Below are 16859 nucleotides of genomic sequence, written 5' to 3'. Positions count from 1 at the left end.
GCCACGACAGCATTTCGCGAGGTCGGAGGCACTATGGGGTGGCAGAACTGTTAATTCGAACGGGAATCTCCCGTCGACGATCATGGATTTCGCCGCGATCAAGCCGACGGAACACGCCATCACATGACCGACTGTAGGCACATGATCCACGGTGCGTGCGCGGTCAGGTCGCCTTCAGGGCGTGGTCGACCGCGCTCTCCGCGTTCTCCAGGTTCCGCTTGAGCAGTCCGAGTTCCTCGACCAGTCCGGAGATCCGGGCCGGCGACGTGCCGTCGACCCGTTTGGCGAGGACGGCCATCCGGGTCGCGCAGTCGTTCAGCGTCGCCAGGGCGGCCGACGACCTCGTCTGCGCGAGCCGCATGTCGTTGCGCGCCACGAGCGCCGCGAGCCGGTACGCGGCGTCGACGACCCGGGCGGTCGGCGCCATCACCGGGTCGGCGTCGCGCACGGTCGTGGCCCGCAGCCGCACGTCGACCGCGGTCAGGCAGATCCGCCGCAGCAGGTCGCGCGCCCGCGCGGGGGCCGCCGCGCTGTCCTTGGTCAGGGCCGCCTTGATGAGGAGCACCAGTCCGGCGACACCGACACCCACCGGCACGGCCAGCCATCCCCAGTTGGCGCGCGCGGCGGTCAGGGCCGCGGCGAGCACACCGAGGAGGACGGCGGCGGCGAGCCCGGTGGGTTCGCGCAGGTTCTGTCGTAAGCCCATCGGCCAGCAGCCTCTCAGAAGTTGTGAAAGACGCTGACGAACACCTCGTCGATGTTCTTCGGGTCCTTGACGGCGTCGTAGGACAGCGCCTTGCTCGTCGTCGCGATCATCCGCATGGTCTCCGGGTCCGACCGCTGTCCGTAGGAGATCGTGAAGATCGGCATCTTGGTTTCGGTGAGCTCCGGGTTGATCTTCGCCAGGAGCTCCTCCCGGGCGCCCGGGACCTTGCTGCTGTCGGCGCCGTCGGAGAGCACGACGATCGCGTTGATCCGTTCCGGGTCGGGCTGCGCGGTCATCTTGGCGTAGGCGGCGCCGACCGTGGCGTACAGATCGGTGGCCCCGGTCGCCCCGAGTCCATCGATCGTCGCCGCCAGCGCGGCTTTGTTGTCGGCGAGCCGCCCCACCGGGACGTGCTCGGTGTAACCGGGCGAGGAGAACGTCCAGAGCCCGACTTCGTCATCGGCCGACAACAGGTCAAGCGCCCGCTTCGCGGCCGGTTTGACCAGGTCGAGCTTGCTGCCGCGCACCTCCGGGTCGTTCTCCGCGGCGGGTTCGTTCATCGACCCGGAGACGTCGAGCACCAGCAGCACCCGGGCGTCGCGCCGGGTTCCGTTCCACGCCTTGACGATCGCCTCGACCAGGTCCGGTGTCGGCGCGGGAATCGCCGAGACCAGCTGACCGTTCGGGATGGACAGTGTGGTGCGCAGCTGCTCGGTCGGCGCGCTGGGATTGGCCCAGTCGCGGAAGCCTGCCTCGCGGAACCCCAGCAGCCGGTCGCCTTCGCTGAGGTAGGCGTAGAAGTCGTCCGCCGCGGCCCGCTGGTCCGCGGTGGCTGAGGCCAGCACGACGAACGGGTGGTCGAACTGCAGGGTGCCGTCCGTCGGCGTGATCGTCTTGAACTTGCGGTTCGGTCCACCCTGGTTGTAGGTGTACGCGAGCTGCTCCTGCATGACGATCGCGCTGACGTAGGGGACCGGCAGGTTCTTCTTGTCCTCGGCCAGCAGCGTGTCGACGAACTCGGCGGCGTCCTTGCTGTACCGCTCGACCGACGACTCCACGCCGTGCACGAATCTCGTGACCTGGCCGTCGGTGATGCTTTCCTTCGTGATCCCCGGATAGTTGTTCGCGATCGAGCCCGCGTGGAAAGTCGCGATCGACGCCGCGAGGCCCGAAGACGACAGCTCCGGGTGATCGCGGCCCAGCGAGAACTTGCCCCACTCCGGCTTGCCGAGCGACGCCCAGCCGCCCGGCGCGGTCGCCAGGGCCAACAGGTCGTCCCAGCCCGGATCGGGATGCTTGGCCAGGAACACCGCGGCCATCTCCTCGGGCATGGCCACGACGAGCGGGCTGGACATGATCGACCGGTGGGTCTCGGTCACCACCACTTCGAGCCTGCGCGCCGCCGGTATCCGGCTCAGCCATAAGGACGTGCTCGGACTCCACACCTGCGGTTCCGGCAGCCCGGTCTCGGCGGCGGCCCAGCCGGTGCGCAGCGCCGACATGGCTGTGCCCGACGTCAGGCCGTGCACCGTGACCGTGGCGCATTTGCCACCGCCGAACTCGCGGCCCGCCGCGTTGTAGCGCTCCGCCATCCGGCCGATCAGCTCGTCCTTCTCGGTGGACGTGCTCATCTCCAGGGGCACACAGTCGGTTCGCGCCGCCGCTGGCTTGTCGTCCCCGGTGAGCAGATAGATCCCGCCGATGGCCAGCAACCCGGCGACAACCGCGATGATCAACGGTGTGTTGGCGCGTGCTGTGCGCGGGTTCGACACGTGCGGTCCTCCCAGAGATCGTCAGGCAGGCGGAGCTGCCAGTGTGACAGAGAGATCACTCTCCGATGACTTGATCGTCGGAGTCGACCATGTCGTAAGTCTCGAAGCTGAACCGGGTCACCGTTCCCGCCCACGCGCGATACGTGCCGGTGTCGCCATGGACCGCGACACCTGCCCGAATGGCGTCGAGAACGGCATTGGTCTGCCGCCATCCGGCGTCCTTGGCTTCCAATTCCGCCAGCACCGCCCACACGTCCGCCTCCTGCGTCGTGCGCAGCGCGGTCACCAGGTCGCGGGCCTGGTCCGGTGCGGTCAGCACGATCGCCAGCAGGATCAGCACCGCCTGGTACGGCCCGCCGTCCTGGCCGACGAACCGGTCGAGGTTCGTGCCGGGCACGCCGATGCGCACCAGCCGGTACAGGTTGATCAGCTTCTTGACCGTGCGCGGGGTATCGAGCAGCGGCCGGAGCCGTTTGATGAAGTCGCGCTCGGTCTCGCGCAGGAGCAGGCGGTCCGGGCGCAGTGTCGGATCGGCCACCGGCGAGCGCCGCGGTGCGGGCATGGCCTTCACGCGGGACACGCTCGATGGCGCGGCGGCGGTCGTCGGTTGGGACGGCCGCGGCGTGGTCTCCGGACCGCGGGGCGCTTCGGGTTCGGTCTGGGGGAGCAGCTGGTCGATCAGCCGGTCGGCGCCCGATCCCATGGGGCGCAACGCGAAAGTGATCTGGAAGATCTTGTCCAGGTAGTCCAGTGGGCGGGCCGCGACACCGTTGTCCGGGCCGAACAGCTCGCTCTGGTGCTGCTCCAGCGACCGGCGCAGCCACCGCGGGTCAACGGCCACCACGACCACGAACAGCGGCAGGGCCAGCAGCAGGTGCACCGCGGCGAGCACGTCGACGACCTTGCGCGGCGGGCAGCGGTCGAGGTCGTCGACGTAAAGCACGATCCGCTCCAGCGGCGGCGGCCCCTGCGGCATGGCCCGCCATTGGTCTAGGGCGGCGCGGACGTCGTCGCTGAGGGTCCGCAGGTGTTCATAGGCGCGGCCGAGGACCCCGCGGTACTGCTCGTAGTGCCCCGCCCGCACCTCGGCGATCAGCGCGGACAGGCGCGCGGTCGGGTCGGTGCGGGCCAACTCCGCGTCCTTGGCGGCGATTTGGGTGTCGAGAAACTTCTTACGGGCCCGCACCTTCTCCCGCAGCGACCCGGGCAGCCCGGCGAACTTGCCCCAGCCGGTGATCAATCCCTCGACTACCGGGATCACCGCTGCGCCGATCGCGATCACGGTGGCACCCACCACCGCCAGTGTGGAGCCCCACAGGGCCCAGCTGACGCCCGCGGCGGCGAGGGCGACGGGGATCAGGGCGAGCGTCCACCGCGAGCGCAGCACTGTCCGCTCGCGCCACAACAGGCGCAGCAGCGCGGGCGCACGCAGGTCCGCGGCGGCGCCACCGGTCCGCTCGGCCCGCTCGAGTTCGGCGCCGAGGTCACGGCTGCGCGCCCGGAGTTCGTCCAGCTCGGCCTCGGTGGACTGGCTTGCGCTGTCCTGTTGTTCGCGCGGGGTCAGGCTGTCGAAGAGGTGCTCGATCAAGCCGACCCAGAGGTGGTCGTCGCTGTACTGCCAGGCGTTGAACCGGATCTGACGCACGTTGGCAGCGAACGCGCTCTGCTCCGGGTTGCCTTGTGACCGGCCAGCGAGTGTCTTGACCTGCTGCTCCAGCTGACGCAGGAAGCTCGACTTGCCCGCACCCCAAGCTCCGAGCAGCGCCACCGACAGCGGGGGCCCGATCGACCGGTCGGCGATGAGGGCGGCGAGGGTGGACACGTCGCGGGAGAACCCGAGGAAGTCGGCTTCGCTCTCGGCGTCATTGCTGACGTCGGCGCGCTCCTGTCCGGGCTGCCCTGGGGTGAGTCCGGTGCCCGCGAGCTGGAAGCCGGTGATCGGGTCCCACACCCGGATCGTGCCGTCCTCGCCGCCGCTGATCAGCCTGCCGTCGTCGTCGACGACCAGGGACTGCACGCGGCCGAGGTGTCCGTCGAGGACCATCGGGTGGTCGGGTCGGCTGAGCTGCCAGACCAGGATCGTGCCGTCGTCGGCGCCTGCGACGAGCCTGCCGCGGGCGAAGGCCAGGCAGCGCACGGCGGAGGTGTGGCCGGCGTAGCGGGTCTGCTGGTCGAACACGTGCAGCCAGACGGCGCCACTGGCCATGCCGACCGCGATCGACCCGTCCGGCAGGAAGGCGAGAGCGTGCACGGCGGTGCCTGCAGGTGCCTGTGTTTCTCGGGGTTCGTCGCCCCAGGTCCGGACGACGCCGTCGTCGCCGCCGGAGGCGATACCCGCGTCCGGGGAGAAGGCGACGGCGCGCACCCAGTCGTGGTGGCGTCCGATGATCTCGTCGGGCTTGTCCGGGGTCCACAGCCGGACCGTGCCGTCGAGGCTGCCGGTGACGACTCCGTCATCGGTGAAAGTGGCGGCGTGCACGGTGGACTCTTGGTTGGAGCTCCCCAGTTGGGTGCTCTTGTCGGAATCGAGATCCCAAAGCCAGGCGTCGCCGTTCTCGCAGAAGGCCCGAACCTGGGTAGGGGAGGCCTTCACCGCACGGATTCCGGCGGTCGGACCGGTCAGTGTGGTGCGGTGCTTGCCGGTGTTCCGGTCCCAGATCCGCACGGCGAGGTCGTCGCCTCCGGTGACCAGCGCTCCGCCGCCGATGTCCATCGCCCGGATGCCTCCGCCGTGTCCGGCCAGAGTGACCGGGGACGACCCGGTGACTCGGACCGTCCGGTCTCCGCAGGCCGCGGCGACGCGGCCGCCGTGGGTCGCGAGCGCGTGGATCGCGTGTCCGTGATCGGCGTGTTCGGTGACAGCATCGGTGCGCCGGTCCCACTGCCACACCCGCCCGCCCGCTCCGCCGAAGGTGACCACGTGCCCGTCCGCGGAGATGGCCACCGCGTGCAGTGGTTCGCCGTCGCCGGTGAAGGTGTGGGTGACCCGGTCCACGTCGGCGTGCCATACCTTGACCAACCCGTCGCCGCCTGCGGAGGCGACCGTGCCGGTGCCACGGGCCGTGGCGATGGCGGTGACACCGCGCTCGTGCGAGGTGATTGTCCTGGCCGAGGTGTCGATCTCTGAGATGGTCTGGACGAGACCGGTGGAACCGCCGTAGTAAAGCCGGTGATGGTCAGCGGCGGCCGCGTGCACTGGACCGTCGTAGGTAGCGACGTTGCGGCGGTTGCGAGTGGCGATCGTTCCGTCGAGCCCGCAGAGCCAAATGTCCGCGTCGATCGCGATCGCCCCGATGGGCCCGCTGCTCAGCGGCTTCGGGCTCCGCGAGTCGAACACGACGCGCGTCGCACCGGCCCGCCCAGCGCACACCGCGCCGCCTGCGACAACCAGGGAACGCACTCCGCCGGGAAGGGCGTGGACCGCTTCCAGTTCCTCGCCGTCGGCCGAATCCCAGAGCCGGACCGTGCCGTCATCGCCGCCGGTGATGAGTTGTGAGCCGTCGGAAGTGAAAGCGACGGCGCGGACGAGTCCTGGGTGGCCGGCGAAGGGAGCGGTGATCACCCGTGGCAGTCTGCCCGGTCACGGGCACCGACCGCTACGAAACGGGTGCGTTGAGTCAGTGCTTCTCGGCGTGGTCCGAGAACACCCGGACCGCTTCCTCGACCGCCGCCAGCCGCGCGACCCGGACGGCGTCGAACAGCGGGCGCAGGGCCTCGGCGCGCCTGCGGGCAGCCGAAGACGACACGGCGTTGCCGGGGGCGTCCTCCGAGGCCAGCTCAAGGATCGCGGAGACCTCGTTCGCCCGCTGCAACACCCGCAGCGCGCGTGGGGGAGTGCCTTCCGGCCACGGTGCGGCCGAGCGGTGGGCGACGCGGGCGGTGATTTCCTCGCGGACACCGGAGCGGTGCTTGGCCACCCCGAGCTCGGTCAGCACGCCCGCCGCGACGCGCATGGCGCCGGTCAGTTCGTGCTCGGCCTCGCCGAGGGGCAGGTGTTCGGCCGGCGGGGCGTCGCCGATGTCGAAGACCGTCCACCGCAGGACGCCGTCCGCGACGGGCTCGGGGACCAGGCCAAGCGGGGCACCGTGCAGCACGACGGCCTCACCGGCGTGCAGGGCGGTGCCCGCGAACTCGCTGCGACCGCCCAGGCCGCGCACATCGCCCGCGACCGGCAGGGCGAGCCTGCCACCGGTGACGTCGGCGCGGCGCACGGCCGCGAGCAGGGCGGCGACCTGGCCGCCCGCCTGACCCCGGACCGGGACGTCGAGCGCGGCCCCCGTGCTCTCGTCCACGGCCACCACGTCGTGCAGTTCGGCCCAGTGGAGCAGGGCGTCCAGGACGTCGTCGGCGGCGGCGGATCCGTTGAGCCAGGCGGAAACCCACACCGCGAAGGTCGCACTCGGAGTTGACACGAGAGGCAAGGTTACGCCACGTGTGCGGCGGCCACTGTGTCAGCTCCCCAGCTCAGGTCCCGTTCGCCGGGCCCACCGTCCGTACCAGCAGGTCACGGAACCGGTCGAGATCCTCGACACTGTCGAACGCGCGCCCTGGCAGCGGGTGGAAACCACCGGATCCGGTGTGCAGGACGAAGTTCCGCTCCGTCTCGGCCCAGCCATCGAGGTCGGCCAGCACGATGTCGCTGTACGCGGTGCCGTCGAGGGTCATCATGCGGATCGCGTGGCCGTCCACGTCGGCGGTGACGGTCCGTCCCGCGATCGGATTCCGGCGAAACGCGAGCCGGGTTCCGATCGTCGGCAGCGCGGCGATGACCAGGGCACAGACCAGCCCGAACACGCCCGGTACCGGCTGCCCGACTACCAGCAGGACAACCGAGAACACACCGAACGCGACGGCGAACCAGACACTTCGGCGGGCGAACGGCACCGTCGCCTTGATCCCGTCGGACCAATCCCCGGGCGAGGGTTCCCAACGAAGTCGTATCAACACGCCGGACAACCTACTGTCACCGTCGTGAGCAAGAGCAAGCCCGCGGGCGCCAGGATGCGCCGGATGGCCGAGAGTTCGACGGCCACCAACCTCGAACTGTTTTTCGACCTGGTCTTCGTCTTCGCGTTGACCCAGGTCACCGCCCTGATGGCGAACACACCGACTTGGCATGGCCTGGGGCGAGGCGCGTTGCTGCTCGCCGTCGTCTGGTGGTGCTGGGTCGGGTACTCGTGGTTGTCCAATCTGGTCCAGGCCGACGAGGGACTGGCCCGCACGGCGATGCTGACGGCGATGGCCGCCATGTTCGGCGTCGCCATCGCCATCCCCGAGTCGTTCGACGACCTGCCGGGCGGTGTGCACGGACCGACCGTGTTCGCCTTGTGCTACCTGCTGGTGCGCTCGGTGCACCTGTGGCTGTTCTGGATCGTCGCGCGCGGGGACGCGGCCCTGCGCGCGCAGCTCATCCGGTTCGGTCTGACCATGGCAGCCGGCACGACACTGCTGCTCGCCGCCGCGCAGACCTCGGGCACCGCGCAGACGCTGCTCTGGGTCGCCGCGGTCGTCGCCGACTACGGCGGCACGGCGGTGATCGGCGTGCGCGGCTGGCGGATCGACTCGGCCAAGCACTTCGCCGAGCGGCACGGCCTGATCCTGATCATCGCGCTCGGCGAGTCCATCGTGGCGATCGGCGTGGGCATCAACGAGCTGGCGATCTCGCTGCCGATCCTTATCGCCGCGGCGCTCGGGCTGACCATCGCCGCGTGCCTGTGGTGGGGCTACTTCGACACGCACGCGCTGATGTCCGAACGCGCTCTGGCGAAGGTCCGCGGCGACGCGCGCACCAGGATGGCGCGGACCGCGTTCACCTACCTGCACCTGCCGATGGTCATCGGGATCGTGATGCTCGCCCTCGGCATGAAGAAGGTGCTCAACTATGTCGCGGGGGTGGACGGGCACACGCTCTCCGATCCCCTCTACGGACCGCCGCTGTGGGCGATGTTCGGCGGCGCCGCGCTGTACCTGCTGGCCCAGGCCGCGATCTCGTGGCGGTGCAACCGGGCCTTCAAGACGCAGCGGGTCATCGTCGGCCTGCTGATGATCGCCGTGGTGCCGCTGATGGCCCTGCTGCCCGCCCTGGCGTCGCTGGGCGTGCTGACCGCGATGATGGTCGCCCTGATCGCCTACGAATGGGTCCACTACGCCGCCCACCGCGACGAGATCCGCCACGCCGAACACCACTAGCTGGAGTGCGCTCCACGTCGACCTGCGGGCCGAACGTGCGTAGCGTCGAACACGTGACCGCCAAGAACACCGCACCCGACTCGCTGCCGCGCACCGCCGGGGACCTCCGCGCCCAGGGGCACCTGCCCAAGGGCGTCAAGACCGAGATCCGCGACAACCTGCTCGCCGCGCTGCGGGCGGGCCGGGACCCGTGGCCCGGGATCGTCGGGTTCGAGCAGACCGTGCTGCCGCACCTCGAACGCGCGCTGCTGGCCGGGCACGACATCGTCCTGCTCGGCGAGCGCGGGCAGGGCAAGACGCGGCTGCTGCGCACCCTGGCCGGGCTGCTCGACGAGTGGACCCCCGTGATCGACGGCGCCGAGTTGGGTGAGCACCCGCTGGCGCCGATCACCCCGGCCTCGATCCGGCTGGCCGCGGAACTGGGCGACGACCTACCCGTCGTCTGGCGCCACCGCGACGAGCGCTACACCGAGAAGCTCGCCACCCCCGACACCTCTGTCGGCGACCTGATCGGCGACGTCGACCCGGTGAAGGTCGCCCAAGGCCGCACCCTGGGTGACCCGGAGACCATCCACTTCGGACTCGTCCCGCGCGCCCACCGCGGCATCGTCGCGGTCAACGAACTGCCCGACCTGGCCGAGCGGATCCAGGTCGCGCTGCTCAACGTCATGGAGGAGCGCGACATCCAGGTCCGCGGCTACACCTTGCGGCTGCCGCTCGACGTGCTGGTCGTGGCCACCGCGAACCCCGAGGACTACACCAACCGCGGCCGGATCATCACCCCGCTCAAAGACCGGTTCGGCGCGGAGATCCGCACCCACTACCCGACCACGGTCGCCGCCGAGGTCGCGATGGTGCGCCAGGAGGCCCACCTGGTCGCCGAGGTGGGCGACCCGCTGCTGGAGGTACTGGCCCGCTTCGTCCGCAACCTGCGCGAGTCCAGCGCCATCGACCAGCGCTCCGGGGTGTCCGCCCGCTTCGCGGTGGCCGCGGCCGAGACGGTGGCCGCCGCCGCGCTGCGCCGGTCCGCGCTGACCGGCGAGGAGCCCGCGGTGGCCCGGCCGATCGACCTCGACTCGGTGCCCGAAGTGTTGCGCGGCAAGCTGGAATTCGAGTCCGGTGAGGACGGTCGGGAGACCGAGCACCTGACCCACCTCCTGCGCCGGGCCGTGGCCGAGACCGCGCGCGACCGGTTCGCGGGGCTCGACTTGCGGCCGCTGATCGACGTGATCGCCGACGGGAACCTGGTGGCCACCGGGGAACGCGTCCCCGGCCGGGAAGTCCTTGCCGCCCTGCCGGAACTGCCGGTGCTGCACGAGGTCGCCGCCCGCGTCGGGGTGAACGCCGACGCCGCCCCGGGCCGGATCGCCGCTGCGGTGGAACTGGCTTTGGAATACCTGTTCCTCACCCGCAAGGTCGCCAAGGACGCCACCACCGGCGCGGCGGTGTACGGGCCATGACCGGCCAGTTCGCCTATGGCCCGTTCCATGAGGGGCCGGACCCGCTGGCCCCGCCGGTGGACCTGCGGGCGGCGCTGGAGCAGCTCGGCCGCGACATCATGGACGGTTCCTCGCCGCGCTCGGCCCTGGAGGAACTCCTGCGGCGCGGCACCACCGGGACCACGGGTCTCGACGAGCTGACCAGGCGGCTGTGGGAGCGCCGGGCCCGCATCCAGCGCAGGCACAACCTCGAGGGCACGCTCAACGAAGTCCGCGCCCTGCTTGACGAAGCACTCGAAGCCGAGCGGTCCGCGCTGTTCCCCGACCCGTCCGACGACGCCCGCTTCCGCGAGGCCCAGCTCGACGCGCTGCCGCCGAGCACAGCCGCCGCGGTCCGCGAACTGGCCGAGTACGACTGGCGGTCCGAGCAGGCCCGCCAGGCCTACCAGCGCATTCGCGACAAGCTCGGCCAGGAGCTGATGGAGTCCCGGTTCCAGGGCATGAAACAAGCTCTGAGCGAGGTCAGCCCCGAGGACGCCGAACGCATCCGGGCGATGATGGCCGACCTGAACGCCCTGCTGTTGGCCCACCTGCGCGGCGACGACACCGACGAGCAGTTCCGCCGGTTCATGGCCGACCACGGCGATTTCTTCCCCGAGAACCCGCGCACCGTCGAGGAACTCATCGACGCGCTCGCCGCCCGCGCCGCCGCCGCGCAGCGCATGATGAACTCGATGAGCGAGCAGCAGCGCCAAGAGCTGTCCAACCTCATGGCCGCCGCCTTCGGCGATCCCCGCCTGGCCGAACAGATCTCCACCCTGGACGCGAACCTGCGGGCGCTGCGGCCGGGGGAGGACTGGACGTCGGCGACCAGGTTCCGCGGCCAGGACCCGCTGGGCATGGGCGAGGGCGCGCAGGCGATGGCCGACCTGGCCGAGCTGGACGCACTCGCCGAGCAGCTGGCCCAGTCCTACCCCGGCGCCCGGCTGGAGGACATCGACCTCGAAGCGCTGTCGCGCCAACTCGGCGACGACGCGGGCGTGGACGCCCGCCGACTGTCCGAACTGGAGCGTGAACTGCGCGCGCAGGGCCTGTTGGAGCGCTCGTCCGACGGCACCCTGCACCTCTCACCGAAAGCCTTGCGCCGCTTGGGTGAGACCGCCCTCGCCGACGTCGCCGCCACCATGCGCCGCGGCGAGCGCGACACCGCCCGCGCCGGAGCCGCCGGCGAGCCCACCGGCGCGTCCCGCCCGTGGCGGTTCGGTGACTCCGAACCCTGGGAGGTCTCTCGCACGGTGCGAAATGCGGTGCTGCGAACGGCATCGACGAAACAGGGCGAAGTCCGAATCGACGTGACGGACGTCGAGGTCATCGAGACCGAACAGCGCGCCCGCGCGGCCATCGCGCTGTGCGTGGACACGTCGTGGTCGATGGTCCAGGACGGCCGCTGGATCCCGATGAAGCGGACCGCGCTGGCCCTGCACCACTTGGTGAGCACCAGGTACCGCTCGGACGAACTGCAGCTCATCACCTTCGGCAGGCATGCGTCCACAGTGGACATAGGTCAGCTGACTGCCTTGGAAGGCGTGTGGGAACAGGGAACGAACCTGCACCACGCCCTGCTGCTGGCGGGCAGGCACCTGCGCCGCAACCCGGACGCCCACCCCGTCGTCCTGGTCGTCACCGACGGCGAACCCACGGCGCATCTGGAACCCGACGGCAACGCCGAGTTCAACTACCCCACAACGCCTCGGACGATTTCGAAGACGCTGGCCGAGGTCGATGCCTTGGCCAAACTGGGCGCGTCGGTGTCGGTGTTCATGCTGGGCGAAGACGAACGCCTGGCCACTTTTGTCGACACCATCGCGAAACGCGGCGGCGGAAGGGTGCTCAACCCGGATCTGGACGGCCTGGGCGCAGCGGTAGTAAGCGACTACCTGCACACCCGCCGCGCTTAGCGACAGGGAACGACAGACCAACACGAGCCCCAGCTATTGTAAAGTAACTACACGGCGTCAACCGAGGATCCGCCCCGCCCGCCCCCGCAAATACCGCTGTTCAGCGACGTTCGGCGTGCGCTTGGCGGCAGCCTCATACGCTTGCCGGGCGGAAGCGAAGTGACCGGCCATCTCAAGGAGATGCCCCCGAACCGCGTCGACCCGGTAATGCCCGCCGAGCGAAGATTCCGCGGCAGCCAACGCAGACAGACCTTCCGAAGCCCCATGTGCCATCGCCAAAGCCACGATCCGATTCAACGTCACCATCGGCCCAGGCGCACACGCGTTCAACAACTCATACAGCCCAAGGATCTGCGTCCAGTCCGTCTCCTCAGCCGACCCGGCTTCGTCGTGCACCGCCGCGATAGCCGCCTGCAACTGATACGGCCCGATCGCCGCGGTCGCCAGCGTCGAGCTGATCAGCGTTATCCCCTCAGCGATCGCGGCCTGATCCCACAGCGACCGATCCTGCTCAGCCAACGGAACCAGCTCACCGTCCCGGGTCCGAGCCGCCCGCCGCGCGTCGGTCAGCAGCATCAAGGCAAGCAGGCCCGCGACCTCCCCGTCATCCGGCAGCCGCGACCGCACCTGGCGGGTCAGCCGGATCGCCTCCGAGCTGAGTTCCACCCGCTGCAGCGAGGTGCCCGAACTGGCCGTGTATCCCTCGTTGAAGACCAGATAGAGCACCTCCAGCACCGGTTCCATCCGCTCCGCCAGCTCAGGCTCGGGCGGCAGCCGGAACTCCGCGCCCGCCGCCTTGATCCGCGCTTTGGCCCGGCTGATCCGCTGTCCCACAGTCGATTCCGGCACGAGCAGCGCCCGCGCGATCTCCGCCGTCGTGAGCCCGGCGACCGCGCGCAGCGTCAGCGCCACCTGCGACACCCGGGTCAGTGCCGGGTGACAGCACAGCAGCAGCAACGTCAGCGTGTCGTCCACACCGGACGCTTCCGTCGGGACGTCCAAGGCGGCGACGGTGTCCTCGCGCCGCCGTCGGGCCGAGTCCGCGCGCAGCGACTCGATGCGCCGCCGGGCCGCCGTGGTGATCAGCCACGCCTTCGGGTTGTCCGGCACCCCGTCGCGAGGCCACTGCACGGCGGCGGCAAGCAGCGCCTCCTGCACCGCGTCCTCACAGGAGTCGAACCCGCCATACCGCCGCACCACCGCGCCGAGCACCCGCGGCGCGAGATCGCGCAGCAGGCCCTCGACCCCGGTGGTCACTGCTCGAGCCAGCTCAGGTCCAGCACCGGCCGCACCTCGACCTCCGTCAGCGCGGCGTCGGGCACGCGCGCGGCGATCTCGGTGGCTTTCTCGATTGAGTCGCACTCGACGAGCAGGAAGCCCGCCAGGTGTTCCTTCACCTCGGCGAACGGGCCGTCGGTGACCAGGGTCCGCCCGTCGCGGACCGAGACCCGCTTGCCCATGGTGGGCTCCGCGAGTCCCTCGGAGACGATCAGCTCACCGGACTCGGCGAGTTCGTTCGAAAGTGCCATGTGCCCGCGGCCGAACTCCATGCGCTGCTCATCGGTGAGCGTCTCCCACACCGCCAGCGAGCGCGGGTTGCTGTGGATCAGGATCAGGTACTTCACGGAAGTCCTCCCAAAGTTTCTCGAATCAGTCTCACCCGGATGTCGAAGCCGCCGCCACGGCTTCGACGTCCCAGACGAACACATCCCGACGACTTACGAGGAGCACACCGTGAACGAGCAGATCCGGCACCTGATGGCCGAGCAGGAAACCGCCATGCGCAAGGGAGACGTCGACGCGATCGTCGCCGCCTACGCGCCCGACGCGGTCCGGTACGACCTCGCGCCGCCGCTGCGGAACACCGGCATCGACCCCGAGGGGCTGCGCGCCTGGTTCGCGACCTTCGACGGTCCCGTCGACTACGAGATCCGCGACCTGGTGGTGACCGCGAACGCGGACATCGCCTTCTGCCACAGCCTCAACCGGCTCTCGGCCGTCCCGCGTGGCACGGACCACAAGTTCGACCTGTGGTTCCGCTCGACGGTCTGCCTGCGCGAGACCGACGGGAAGTGGCTGGTGGTCCACGAGCACACGTCCACACCATTCCACATGGACGGCTCGTTCACCGCCGCGGTCGAGCTGCGGCCGTGACTATCACAGGGCGCAGACGCGCCACTCGCCGGACTCCTTGATCAGCGGGTACGTCCGGCGGTCGACGCCGCCGGAGCCCAGGTCGGTGGCCAGCACGGTGAAGTTCGGCGGGTCGGCGTCCGGGTCGACGCTCTCCAGCGTCAGCCGGAAGCCACCCGCCAAGAACAGCTGGTCGCTCCGGTCGTGGTCGCGTTCGCACGTGACCCCGGCCAGGGCGTTGTTGTCCTGGACGTTGATCGCGTCGACGAACACCCGGGCGGTGGTGATCGGCGGGTTCGCGGGTTCCTGGTCGACCAGGAAGTACGCGGCCGCCGCGATGCCCGCCACGGCCACACCGCCCGCCGCGACCAGCCGCAGGCGCCGGTCGCGGCGCGGTGCCGCACTCGGGACGGCCGCCGCCTTGTCCGACCACGTCGCCTCCGGGGGCGGGACGCGGCGCTCGTTGAACTCCCGGCCGTCGTGGCGCACCAGCGTGGTCCAGGCCTGACCGTCCCAGTAGCGCCGTTCGACCCGGCCCTCCGGGTCCGGCCGCCAGCCCGGCGTGAGCAGCTTCTCCAGTTCCTCCGCGACCCCGGGGGCCACGTCGGGGCGCGCCCGCAGGCGTACCAGCAGGCTCCACACCGCGGTGCGGTCGGTCTCCTCGCGCAGGCGTCGGCGGAGTTCACCGAGCATCTCGTGCTGCGCCGACCGGTCGAGCTTGGGCTGCTCGAGCTGGGCCCGGTAGCCGTCGAAGTAGGGGATCAGCGGGCGCGGCGCCAGCGTCACCGGCAGCGGCGCCGCCGCGGGCAGGGTGAGCATCGCGGCCCGCAGCAGGCGCACCCGGTCGGCACCCGCGATGGCCGGGTCGTAGAGGCCGGTGCCCGCGAGGTCGGCGGGCACCGGCATCGACTGGGTCCGCACAGTGAGGATCGGCCTGCGCAGCTGCTGCGCGTAGCGCAGCTCCGCCATGCAGCCCGGCGAGCGCAGCGACGTGGGCGACAGGACGAACAGGAACGCCTCGCACCGCTCGATCCGTGCCAGCACGCCGTCCCACCAGCGTGGCCCATTGGGTTCGCCGCCGTCGATGGTGACCTGCCTGCCCATGGCGGCCAGATCGGCGCGCAACCTGGCGGCGACGTCACGATCCGGGGCCGCATGGCTGATGAACACCTGCATGTCCACTCCGCCCGAAGCTCCGTCAGCGCCCGTTGAGCGCCTTGTCGATGTCACATACCCGCCATTCGCCGTTCTGGTCGGCCAGCGGGATGCTCAATGTTACCGACGAGTTGCCGACGGTACGAGCAGCGAGAATAGTGAATCTGGGCTCATCTCCGTCGGCGTCGACACTCTCCAGGGTGATATTGGCGGTGTCGAAGAACGCGCCATACAGGTGACGGTTCTTCTCCAAGTCTGCCGTGCACACATACTGCTGCATGGCTTGATCATCGCGTGTGTTGACCGCGTCGACGAATTTTCGTGCCACGTGCACCGCCGAACCGGGGTCCGGTCCGGTGCCGCCGAGCAGCATCAGCCCACCCGCGATCCCGCCCGCCACCAGGACGACACCGGCGCCGACCAGCCATGGGAACGTCTTCTTGCGCCTCGGACTGCCCGCCGGGCCGTCCGGACCGCGCGCGGCGACCGTGCGGGGCAGGAGCTCGGTTACGTCGGCGGGCCTGCGCGGCTCCACGTCCACCCGCGGCGGCCTGCCGCGGTCGTCGAACTCCTGGCCGTTCTGCACGACCAGCGTCGTCCACGCCTGGCCGTCCCAGTAGCGCGCCTCGAACCGGCCCTGCGGGTCGGGCTGCCAGCCGGGCGAGAGCAGGTCCTCGATCGCGTCGGCGACCGGCCGGGTCAGGCCCGGCCTGCCGCGCAGCCGCACCAGCAGGTTCCACACCTCCGGCCGCTCGTCGGTGTCGGTGAGCCGCGTCCGCAGCTGGTCGAGCAGCTCGACCTGCTCCGTCTCGGCCAGTTCATCGGCGTCGATGCGGTCGAGGTAGGCGTGCAGGTAGGTCGCGGGGATCTCGGGCTCCTGGGGCAGGCGGGAGGCCAGGGGTTTGGCCATGGGCAGCGCGTTGAAGGCCTTTAGCAGGGCGATCGCGGTCTCCGCGGACCGCTCGGTGTAGTCGACGGCGCCCGCGCCGAGGCCCTCGGGGATATCGGCGCGGGGCACGCGGCTCACGATCACCGGCATGATCGGCCGCCGCAGCGCCGCGGCGTAGCGCAGCTCGGCGAGGCAGGCCGTCGAGCGGATGGAGTCGGGGGACAGGGCGAAGACGAACACGACACAGCTGCGGACGTGGTGCAGGACCTCGTCCCACCACCGTTGTCCGCCGTGGCTCTCGCGGTCGAACCACACCTGGTGGCCTAGTCGTTCGAAATCCGCTCGCAGTTGGGTGATCGAAGCCTGGTCTCGTCTTGAGTAGCTGATGAATACGTGCATCTCGGGCGTCTCACGTTCACTGGCTGTGATGCGGAAGTGTCCGCACGGTATGTGCCTGATGGACTCGAGGACAGGGACCTATGGCCCTACTGCAAACGCCTATGTGTCCCTCTGTGATGGGTGGGTAGCAGGTTGGAGGCGGTTGTGACAACTGTCCGTGATTTCCGGTGGGCACGTGACACAAGGGCGGCCCGGAACTGAGATGTAGCTCTAAGTAAC

The 16859-nt window shown here is 70.2% G+C and carries 13 protein-coding genes; 4 read left to right on the top strand and 9 right to left on the bottom strand.

Annotation, left to right across the window (positions count from 1 at the left end; all coding sequences use genetic code 11):
- Window positions 1-163 precede the first annotated feature (163 nt).
- The 5 genes from ACUZ2Y_RS07755 to ACUZ2Y_RS07735 are packed head-to-tail and all read right to left on the bottom strand — an operon-like array spanning window position 164 to window position 7425.
- Window positions 164-706, bottom strand: a complete 543-nt coding sequence (locus ACUZ2Y_RS07755; RefSeq protein WP_476328362.1) for a hypothetical protein — start codon at window positions 704-706, stop codon at window positions 164-166.
- Between the two features lie 14 nt (window positions 707-720).
- Window positions 721-2478 (bottom strand): substrate-binding domain-containing protein, encoded by a 1758-nt coding sequence (locus tag ACUZ2Y_RS07750; protein WP_476328360.1) that lies wholly within the window; start codon window positions 2476-2478, stop codon window positions 721-723.
- Window positions 2479-2533: 55 nt separating this feature from the next.
- Window positions 2534-6040: a P-loop NTPase fold protein gene (locus ACUZ2Y_RS07745; protein WP_476328358.1), complete on the bottom strand. Its 3507-nt coding sequence runs from the start codon at window positions 6038-6040 to the stop codon at window positions 2534-2536.
- A gap of 55 nt (window positions 6041-6095) precedes the next feature.
- Complete coding sequence (locus ACUZ2Y_RS07740) at window positions 6096-6890, bottom strand: hypothetical protein (protein ID WP_476328356.1); 795 nt, start codon at window positions 6888-6890, stop codon at window positions 6096-6098.
- A 52-nt stretch (window positions 6891-6942) separates the two neighbouring features.
- A complete protein-coding gene (locus tag ACUZ2Y_RS07735; RefSeq protein ID WP_476328354.1) occupies window positions 6943-7425 on the bottom strand; it encodes a YcxB family protein in 483 nt (160 codons plus the stop codon).
- A 24-nt stretch (window positions 7426-7449) separates the two neighbouring features.
- Here ACUZ2Y_RS07735 and ACUZ2Y_RS07730 point away from each other — a divergent pair, with 24 nt between their 5' ends.
- Genes ACUZ2Y_RS07730 through ACUZ2Y_RS07720 form a run of 3 tightly spaced genes read left to right on the top strand, consistent with a single transcriptional unit; the run spans window position 7450 to window position 12064 of the window.
- Complete coding sequence (locus ACUZ2Y_RS07730; protein ID WP_476328352.1) at window positions 7450-8667, top strand: low temperature requirement protein A; 1218 nt, start codon at window positions 7450-7452, stop codon at window positions 8665-8667.
- A 53-nt stretch (window positions 8668-8720) separates the two neighbouring features.
- The gene (locus tag ACUZ2Y_RS07725; RefSeq protein WP_476328350.1) at window positions 8721-10127 is read left to right on the top strand and encodes an AAA family ATPase; all 1407 of its coding nucleotides are present in this window, start codon (window positions 8721-8723) and stop codon (window positions 10125-10127) included.
- A complete protein-coding gene (locus ACUZ2Y_RS07720; RefSeq protein ID WP_476328348.1) occupies window positions 10124-12064 on the top strand; it encodes a vWA domain-containing protein in 1941 nt (646 codons plus the stop codon). Before ACUZ2Y_RS07725 ends, ACUZ2Y_RS07720 begins: the two co-directional genes overlap by 4 nt.
- Before the next feature lie 57 nt (window positions 12065-12121).
- Here the strand turns inward: ACUZ2Y_RS07720 and ACUZ2Y_RS07715 are convergent, their stop codons facing one another.
- Window positions 12122-13321 carry an RNA polymerase sigma factor gene (locus tag ACUZ2Y_RS07715; protein ID WP_476328346.1) on the bottom strand — a complete coding sequence of 400 codons (1200 nt, stop codon included), beginning with the start codon at window positions 13319-13321 and terminating at the stop codon, window positions 12122-12124.
- Window positions 13318-13689 carry a YciI family protein gene (locus tag ACUZ2Y_RS07710; RefSeq protein WP_476328345.1) on the bottom strand — a complete coding sequence of 124 codons (372 nt, stop codon included), beginning with the start codon at window positions 13687-13689 and terminating at the stop codon, window positions 13318-13320. The genes ACUZ2Y_RS07715 and ACUZ2Y_RS07710 overlap by 4 nt, the downstream gene beginning before the upstream one ends.
- Window positions 13690-13798: 109 nt before the next feature.
- Here ACUZ2Y_RS07710 and ACUZ2Y_RS07705 point away from each other — a divergent pair, with 109 nt between their 5' ends.
- Complete coding sequence (locus tag ACUZ2Y_RS07705; RefSeq protein ID WP_476328343.1) at window positions 13799-14218, top strand: YybH family protein; 420 nt, start codon at window positions 13799-13801, stop codon at window positions 14216-14218.
- A 3-nt stretch (window positions 14219-14221) separates the two neighbouring features.
- On the opposite strand, the gene ACUZ2Y_RS07700 is transcribed toward ACUZ2Y_RS07705, so the two are convergent.
- The gene (locus tag ACUZ2Y_RS07700) at window positions 14222-15373 is read right to left on the bottom strand and encodes a TIR domain-containing protein (protein WP_476328341.1); all 1152 of its coding nucleotides are present in this window, start codon (window positions 15371-15373) and stop codon (window positions 14222-14224) included.
- Window positions 15374-15395: 22 nt separating this feature from the next.
- The gene (locus tag ACUZ2Y_RS07695; protein ID WP_476328339.1) at window positions 15396-16640 is read right to left on the bottom strand and encodes an Rv0361 family membrane protein; all 1245 of its coding nucleotides are present in this window, start codon (window positions 16638-16640) and stop codon (window positions 15396-15398) included.
- Window positions 16641-16859: the final 219 nt, after the last annotated feature.

The sequence above is a fragment of the Actinokineospora sp. UV203 genome (assembly GCF_056323665.1).
Note: the sequence above shows the minus strand (reverse complement) of the source record. Positions and strands in the feature narration are given on the sequence as shown.

Excerpts from the sequence above, each read along its gene's own strand:
- ACUZ2Y_RS07755 (WP_476328362.1), bottom strand. The coding sequence starts at position 706 with ATGGGCTTACGACAGAACCTGCGCGAACCCACCGGGCTCGCCGCCGCC.
- ACUZ2Y_RS07720 (WP_476328348.1), top strand. The coding sequence starts at position 10,124 with ATGACCGGCCAGTTCGCCTATGGCCCGTTCCATGAGGGGCCGGACCCG.
- ACUZ2Y_RS07700 (WP_476328341.1), bottom strand. The coding sequence starts at position 15,373 with ATGCAGGTGTTCATCAGCCATGCGGCCCCGGATCGTGACGTCGCCGCC.
- ACUZ2Y_RS07695 (WP_476328339.1), bottom strand. The coding sequence starts at position 16,640 with ATGCACGTATTCATCAGCTACTCAAGACGAGACCAGGCTTCGATCACC.